Annotated in this window: 7 protein-coding genes; all 7 read left to right on the top strand. The window is 51.5% G+C overall.

All coding sequences use genetic code 11. The features are described 5' to 3' along the window. Nucleotides 1-233: 233 nt before the first annotated feature. The 7 genes from secE to rpoB all read left to right on the top strand — a co-directional run bounded on the left by secE (nucleotide 234) and on the right by rpoB (nucleotide 8,024). The gene (gene secE / locus IMQ56_RS05205; RefSeq protein WP_003862342.1) at nucleotides 234-617 is read left to right on the top strand and encodes a preprotein translocase subunit SecE; all 384 of its coding nucleotides are present in this window, start codon (nucleotides 234-236) and stop codon (nucleotides 615-617) included. A gap of 1 nt (nucleotide 618) precedes the next feature. Next, entirely contained in the window at nucleotides 619-1,164 is a 546-nt protein-coding gene (nusG, locus tag IMQ56_RS05200) for a transcription termination/antitermination protein NusG (RefSeq protein ID WP_003862341.1), read from the top strand. A gap of 156 nt (nucleotides 1,165-1,320) precedes the next feature. Next, on the top strand, nucleotides 1,321-1,749 hold the full coding sequence (rplK, locus tag IMQ56_RS05195) for a 50S ribosomal protein L11 (RefSeq protein ID WP_003862340.1): 429 nt from the start codon (nucleotides 1,321-1,323) through the stop codon (nucleotides 1,747-1,749). 3 nt (nucleotides 1,750-1,752) lie between these two features. Continuing rightward, on the top strand, nucleotides 1,753-2,457 hold the full coding sequence (gene rplA / locus IMQ56_RS05190; RefSeq protein ID WP_006810530.1) for a 50S ribosomal protein L1: 705 nt from the start codon (nucleotides 1,753-1,755) through the stop codon (nucleotides 2,455-2,457). A gap of 289 nt (nucleotides 2,458-2,746) precedes the next feature. Beyond that, on the top strand, nucleotides 2,747-3,244 hold the full coding sequence (rplJ, locus tag IMQ56_RS05185) for a 50S ribosomal protein L10 (RefSeq protein WP_003862338.1): 498 nt from the start codon (nucleotides 2,747-2,749) through the stop codon (nucleotides 3,242-3,244). Nucleotides 3,245-3,310: 66 nt separating this feature from the next. Then, nucleotides 3,311-3,676 (top strand): 50S ribosomal protein L7/L12, encoded by a 366-nt coding sequence (gene rplL, locus IMQ56_RS05180; protein WP_002445276.1) that lies wholly within the window; start codon nucleotides 3,311-3,313, stop codon nucleotides 3,674-3,676. Between the two features lie 319 nt (nucleotides 3,677-3,995). Further along, nucleotides 3,996-8,024 (top strand): DNA-directed RNA polymerase subunit beta, encoded by a 4,029-nt coding sequence (rpoB, locus tag IMQ56_RS05175; protein WP_015569976.1) that lies wholly within the window; start codon nucleotides 3,996-3,998, stop codon nucleotides 8,022-8,024. The last annotated feature ends 8 nt before the right edge of the window (nucleotides 8,025-8,032 follow it).

Raw genomic sequence — 8,032 nt, 5'->3', positions numbered from 1 at the left:
GGCTAATCGCTGATAACATTTGACGCAATGCGCAATAAAAGGGCATCATTTGATGCCCTTTTTGCACGCTTTCACATCAGAACCTGGCTCATCAGTGATTAATTTTGTCATAATCATTGCTGAGACAGGCTCTGCGGAGAGCGTATAATACGAAAAGCGAATAGCATTTCGATTGGTTTGCCTCGCGCTCGCGGGGTGAAAATGTTTGTAGAATACTTCTGACAGGTTGGTTTATGAGTGCGAATACCGAAGCTCAAGGGAGCGGGCGCGGCCTGGAAGCGATGAAATGGGTAGTTGTAGCCGTGCTGCTGATTGTGGCGATTGTCGGCAACTATCTTTATCGTGACATGATGCTGCCGCTACGCGCGCTTGCAGTGGTAATTCTGATTGCTGCGGCGGGTGGTGTCGCGCTGTTGACGACGAAAGGCAAAGCGACCGTTGCGTTTGCCCGCGAAGCGCGTACCGAAGTCCGCAAGGTCATTTGGCCGACTCGCCAGGAAACATTGCACACCACGCTGATTGTAGCGGCGGTAACCGCTGTAATGTCACTGATCCTGTGGGGACTGGATGGTATTCTGGTTCGCCTGGTATCCTTTATCACTGGCCTGAGGTTCTGAGATGTCTGAAGCCCCTAAAAAGCGCTGGTACGTCGTTCAGGCGTTTTCCGGTTTTGAAGGCCGCGTAGCTACGTCGCTGCGTGAGCATATCAAATTACACAATATGGAAGAGTTATTTGGCGAAGTTATGGTTCCGACCGAAGAAGTGGTTGAGATCCGTGGCGGCCAACGTCGCAAAAGCGAGCGTAAATTCTTCCCGGGTTACGTGCTGGTTCAGATGGTGATGAACGACGCGAGCTGGCACCTGGTGCGCAGCGTACCACGCGTGATGGGCTTTATCGGCGGCACATCTGACCGTCCGGCGCCAATCAGCGACAAAGAAGTTGATGCGATTATGAACCGCCTCCAGCAGGTTGGTGATAAACCGCGTCCGAAAACGCTGTTTGAACCGGGTGAGATGGTTCGTGTTAACGACGGTCCGTTTGCTGACTTCAATGGCGTCGTCGAAGAAGTGGACTACGAGAAGTCCCGCCTGAAAGTTTCCGTTTCTATCTTTGGTCGTGCGACCCCGGTAGAGCTGGACTTTGCTCAGGTAGAAAAAGCCTAAGCAGCGATCAAAAAAGCGACGATTTAATCGTTGCACAGGGCGCGAGATTGGAATACAATTTCGCGCCTTTTGTTTTTATGGGCCCCGGCCCGTAAAACGAATTTTATTCACGGGGAGCCTCTCCGAGGCGTTATTACCCAATCAGAGGATTTTAGAATGGCTAAGAAAGTACAAGCCTACGTCAAGCTGCAGGTTGCAGCAGGTATGGCGAACCCAAGTCCACCAGTTGGTCCAGCTCTGGGTCAGCAGGGTGTGAACATCATGGAATTCTGTAAAGCGTTCAACGCCAAAACTGAATCCATGGAAAAAGGTCTGCCAATCCCAGTTGTAATCACTGTTTACGCTGACCGTTCTTTCACTTTCGTTACCAAAACCCCTCCAGCAGCAGTTCTGCTGAAGAAAGCAGCGGGCATCAAGTCTGGTTCCGGTAAGCCGAACAAAGACAAAGTGGGTAAAATTTCCCGCGCTCAGTTGCAGGAAATCGCGCAGACCAAAGCTGCCGACATGACTGGTTCCGACATTGAAGCGATGACTCGCTCCATCGAAGGTACTGCACGTTCCATGGGCCTGGTAGTGGAGGACTAAGAAATGGCTAAACTGACCAAGCGCATGTCCGTGATCCGTGACAAAGTTGATGCGACCAAACAGTACGACATCAACGAAGCTATCGCTCTGCTGAAAGAACTGGCAACTGCTAAGTTCGTTGAAAGCGTTGACGTTGCCGTTAACCTGGGCATCGACGCTCGTAAATCCGATCAGAACGTTCGTGGCGCAACTGTACTGCCACACGGTACTGGCCGTTCCGTACGCGTAGCTGTATTTGCTCAGGGTGCAAACGCTGAAGCTGCTAAAGCTGCCGGCGCTGAACTGGTAGGTATGGAAGATCTGGCTGATCAGATCAAGAAAGGCGAAATGAACTTTGACGTTGTTATTGCTTCTCCAGATGCAATGCGCGTTGTTGGCCAGCTGGGCCAGGTTCTGGGTCCACGCGGCCTGATGCCAAACCCGAAAGTGGGTACTGTAACGCCTAACGTTGCTGAAGCGGTTAAGAACGCTAAAGCAGGTCAGGTTCGTTACCGTAACGACAAAAACGGCATCATCCACACCACCATCGGTAAAGTGGACTTTGACGCTGACAAACTGAAAGAAAACCTGGAAGCTCTGCTGGTTGCGCTGAAAAAAGCAAAACCAACTCAGGCGAAAGGCGTGTACATCAAGAAAGTTAGCATCTCCACCACCATGGGTGCAGGTGTTGCAGTTGACCAGGCTGGCCTGAGCGCTGCTGCAAACTAATGCCTTTACGTGGGCGGTGATTTTGTCTACAATCTTACCCCCACGTTTGCTAACAAAAGTTAGCGGCTAAAAGAATTGTTCGTTGGAGCCTGGCCTATCCAGGCCTCCGTCGAAGACCGCAGGTGTTTCGCAAGAAACTTAATCCCCTGCGTAGACGGTGACAGAACGCTAAGATTATTTTAAATACTCTGGCTTGTTTCTGCTCACCGTATTAAGACGCTCTTCCCGTTGGGTCGAGTGAAGTGAGTTCCGGAACATGAGTTCCGGCAAACATCCAGGAGCAAAGCTAATGGCTTTAAATCTTCAAGACAAACAAGCGATTGTTGCTGAAGTCAGCGAAGTAGCCAAAGGCGCGCTGTCTGCAGTAGTTGCGGATTCCCGTGGCGTTACTGTAGACAAAATGACTGAACTGCGTAAAGCAGGTCGTGAAGCTGGCGTATACATGCGTGTTGTTCGTAACACCCTGCTGCGTCGCGTAGTTGAAGGTACTCAGTTCGAGTGCCTGAAAGACACGTTTGTTGGTCCGACCCTGATTGCATACTCTATGGAACACCCGGGCGCTGCTGCTCGTCTGTTCAAAGAGTTCGCGAAAGCGAATGCAAAATTTGAGGTCAAAGCTGCAGCCTTTGAAGGTGAGTTGATCCCGGCATCGCAAATCGATCGCCTGGCAACCCTGCCGACCTACGAAGAAGCAATTGCACGCCTGATGGCAACCATGAAAGAAGCTGCGGCTGGCAAACTGGTTCGCACTCTGGCTGCTGTACGCGATGCGAAAGAAGCTGCTTAATCGCAGTTATCTTTATAAAGCATTTGCTTACGTATAAACTTATTCTGATTTTCAGGAACAATTTAAATGTCTATCACTAAAGATCAAATCATTGAAGCAGTAGCAGCTATGTCCGTAATGGACGTTGTAGAGCTGGTTTCTGCAATGGAAGAAAAATTCGGTGTTTCTGCTGCTGCTGCTGTAGCTGTAGCTGCGGGCCCGGCTGAAGCTGCTGAAGAAAAAACTGAATTCGACGTAATTCTGAAAGCTGCTGGCGCGAACAAAGTTGCTGTAATCAAAGCAGTACGTGGCGCAACTGGCCTGGGTCTGAAAGAAGCTAAAGACCTGGTAGAATCTGCTCCAGCTGCGCTGAAAGAAGGCGTGAGCAAAGACGACGCAGAAGCACTGAAAAAATCTCTGGAAGAAGCTGGCGCTGAAGTTGAAGTTAAATAAGCCAATTTTTCTGGTTGCAGCCTAAGTAATTAGGCTGATGGCTGGTGACTTTTTAGTCACCAGCCTTTTTGCGCTGTAAGGCATCAGCAGCATTTCACACTGTTTGACTGCTGGTTGTCCTGACAATGCTTGTTTCTATCGACGACTTAATATACTGCGACAGGGTGCTCGCTCTGTGTAAATCGCAATGAAATGGTTTAAGCGTGATAGCAACAGGTATTGCGGAAAGTATTCAATTTTCCGGTCCACAAAATGGTGTTGCACAAACTGTCCCTTCGTCGGACAGATGGGTCGACTTGTCAGCGAGCTGAGGAACCCTATGGTTTACTCCTATACCGAGAAAAAACGTATTCGTAAGGATTTTGGTAAACGTCCACAAGTTCTGGACATTCCATATCTCCTTTCTATCCAGCTTGACTCGTTCCAGAAGTTTATCGAGCAAGATCCTGAAGGGCAGTACGGCCTGGAAGCAGCCTTCCGTTCCGTGTTCCCGATTCAGAGCTACAGCGGTAATTCCGAGCTGCAGTACGTCAGCTACCGCCTTGGCGAACCGGTGTTTGACGTTCAGGAATGTCAGATCCGTGGCGTGACCTATTCCGCACCGCTGCGCGTAAAACTGCGTCTGGTGATCTACGAGCGCGAAGCGCCGGAAGGCACCGTAAAAGACATTAAAGAACAAGAAGTCTACATGGGTGAAATTCCACTCATGACGGACAACGGTACTTTCGTTATCAACGGTACTGAGCGTGTTATCGTTTCCCAGCTGCACCGTAGCCCAGGCGTCTTCTTCGACAGCGATAAAGGTAAAACGCACTCTTCCGGTAAAGTACTGTATAACGCACGCATCATTCCTTACCGTGGTTCATGGCTGGACTTCGAATTCGATCCAAAAGACAACCTGTTTGTCCGTATCGACCGTCGTCGTAAGCTGCCTGCAACCATCATTCTGCGTGCACTGAACTATACCACTGAGCAGATCCTGGACCTGTTCTTTGAGAAAGTGATCTTTGAAATCCGCGACAACAAGTTGCAAATGGAGTTGGTGCCGGAACGTCTGCGTGGTGAGACCGCGTCGTTCGACATCGAAGCCGACGGCAAAGTGTATGTGGAAAAAGGTCGCCGTATCACCGCGCGCCACATCCGCCAGCTGGAAAAAGATGATATCAAACACATCGAAGTTCCGGTTGAATACATTGCAGGAAAAGTAGCCGCGAAAGATTACGTTGATGAATCAACTGGCGAGCTGATCTGCCCGGCGAACATGGAGCTGAGCCTGGATCTGCTGGCTAAGCTGAGCCAGTCTGGCCACAAACGTATCGAAACGCTGTTCACCAACGATCTGGACCACGGTCCGTACATCTCTGAGACTGTACGCGTCGACCCAACCAACGATCGTCTGAGCGCGCTGGTCGAAATCTACCGCATGATGCGTCCTGGTGAGCCACCAACTCGCGAAGCGGCTGAAAGCCTGTTCGAGAACCTGTTCTTCTCCGAAGACCGCTACGATCTGTCCGCGGTTGGTCGTATGAAGTTCAACCGTTCTCTGCTGCGCGACGAGATCGAAGGTTCCGGTATCCTGAGCAAAGACGACATCATTGAAGTGATGAAGAAGCTCATCGATATCCGTAACGGTAAAGGCGAAGTGGACGATATCGACCACCTCGGCAACCGTCGTATCCGTTCCGTAGGCGAAATGGCGGAAAACCAGTTCCGCGTTGGCCTGGTACGTGTAGAGCGTGCGGTGAAAGAGCGTCTGTCTCTGGGCGATCTGGATACCCTGATGCCTCAGGATATGATTAACGCGAAGCCGATTTCTGCGGCAGTGAAAGAGTTCTTCGGTTCCAGCCAGCTGTCTCAGTTCATGGATCAGAACAACCCGCTGTCTGAGATCACGCACAAACGTCGTATCTCCGCACTCGGCCCAGGCGGTCTGACCCGTGAACGCGCAGGCTTTGAAGTTCGAGACGTACACCCGACTCACTACGGTCGCGTATGTCCAATCGAAACGCCTGAAGGTCCAAACATCGGTCTGATCAACTCCCTGTCCGTGTACGCACAGACGAACGAATACGGTTTCCTCGAGACCCCGTATCGTAAAGTGACCGACGGTGTTGTTACTGACGAAATTCATTACCTGTCTGCTATCGAAGAAGGCAACTACGTTATCGCTCAGGCGAACTCCAACCTGGATGACGAAGGCCACTTTGTAGAAGATCTGGTTACCTGCCGTAGCAAAGGCGAATCCAGCTTGTTCAGCCGCGACCAGGTTGACTACATGGACGTATCCACCCAGCAGGTGGTATCCGTCGGTGCGTCCCTGATCCCGTTCCTGGAACACGATGACGCCAACCGTGCATTGATGGGTGCGAACATGCAACGTCAGGCCGTTCCAACTCTGCGTGCTGATAAGCCGCTGGTTGGTACCGGTATGGAACGTGCTGTTGCCGTTGACTCTGGTGTTACAGCAGTTGCTAAGCGTGGCGGTACCGTTCAGTACGTTGACGCATCCCGTATCGTTATCAAAGTTAACGAAGACGAGATGTATCCGGGCGAAGCGGGTATCGACATCTACAACCTGACCAAATACACCCGTTCTAACCAGAACACCTGTATCAACCAGATGCCATGTGTGTCTCTGGGTGAGCCAGTTGAGCGCGGCGACGTGCTGGCAGACGGTCCGTCCACCGACCTCGGTGAACTGGCGCTCGGTCAGAACATGCGCGTAGCGTTCATGCCGTGGAACGGTTACAACTTCGAAGACTCCATCCTCGTCTCCGAGCGTGTGGTTCAGGAAGATCGTTTCACCACCATCCACATTCAGGAACTGGCCTGTGTGTCCCGTGACACCAAGCTGGGGCCAGAAGAGATCACTGCCGACATCCCGAACGTGGGTGAAGCTGCGCTCTCTAAACTGGATGAATCCGGTATTGTTTACATCGGTGCGGAAGTGACCGGCGGCGACATTCTGGTTGGTAAAGTGACGCCGAAAGGCGAAACCCAGCTGACGCCAGAAGAGAAACTGCTGCGTGCTATCTTCGGTGAGAAAGCGTCTGACGTTAAAGACTCTTCTCTGCGCGTACCAAACGGTGTTTCCGGTACGGTTATCGACGTTCAGGTCTTCACCCGTGACGGCGTTGAGAAAGATAAGCGTGCGCTGGAAATCGAAGAGATGCAGCTCAAACAGGCTAAGAAAGACCTGTCTGAAGAACTGCAAATCCTCGAAGCAGGTCTGTTCAGCCGTATCTATGCGGTGCTGGTTGCCGGTGGCGTTGAAGCTGAGAAGCTCGACAAACTGCCACGCGATCGCTGGCTGGAACTGGGCCTGACCGACGAAGAGAAACAGAATCAGCTGGAACAGCTGGCTGAGCAGTATGACGAACTGAAACACGAGTTCGAGAAAAAACTCGAAGCGAAACGCCGCAAAATCACTCAGGGCGACGATCTGGCACCAGGCGTGCTGAAGATTGTTAAGGTGTATCTGGCTGTTAAACGTCAGATCCAGCCTGGTGATAAGATGGCAGGTCGTCACGGTAACAAGGGTGTTATCTCTAAGATCAACCCGATCGAAGATATGCCGCACGATGCTAACGGTACGCCGGTAGATATCGTACTGAACCCACTGGGCGTACCGTCTCGTATGAACATCGGTCAGATTCTGGAAACCCACCTGGGTATGGCTGCGAAAGGTATCGGTGATAAGATCAACGCCATGCTGAAACAGCAGCAGGAAGTCGCGAAACTGCGCGAGTTCATCCAGCGTGCCTACGATCTGGGTACCGACGTTCGTCAGAAAGTCGACCTGAACACCTTCAGCGATGAAGAAGTGCTGCGTCTGGCAGAGAACCTGCGCAAAGGTATGCCAATTGCAACGCCGGTATTCGACGGTGCAAAAGAAGCTGAAATTAAAGAGCTGCTGCAACTGGGTGGTCTGCCAACGTCTGGCCAGATTACGCTGTTTGACGGCCGTACCGGTGAACAGTTCGAGCGTCCGGTAACCGTAGGTTACATGTACATGCTGAAACTGAACCACCTGGTCGACGACAAGATGCACGCTCGTTCTACCGGTTCTTACAGCCTGGTTACTCAGCAGCCGCTGGGTGGTAAGGCTCAGTTCGGTGGTCAGCGCTTCGGGGAGATGGAAGTGTGGGCGCTGGAAGCATACGGCGCAGCATACACCTTGCAGGAAATGCTCACCGTTAAGTCTGATGACGTGAACGGTCGTACTAAGATGTATAAGAACATCGTAGACGGCAACCATCAGATGGAACCGGGCATGCCAGAATCCTTCAACGTACTGTTGAAAGAGATTCGTTCGCTGGGTATCAACATCGAACTGGAAGACGAGTAATTCTCGCT

The sequence above is a fragment of the Enterobacter sp. Res13-Sevr-PEC09-46 genome, assembly GCF_015672585.1.
Taxonomy (GTDB): Bacteria; Pseudomonadota; Gammaproteobacteria; order Enterobacterales; family Enterobacteriaceae; genus Enterobacter; species Enterobacter hormaechei_C.
Note: the sequence above shows the minus strand (reverse complement) of the source record. Positions and strands in the feature narration are given on the sequence as shown.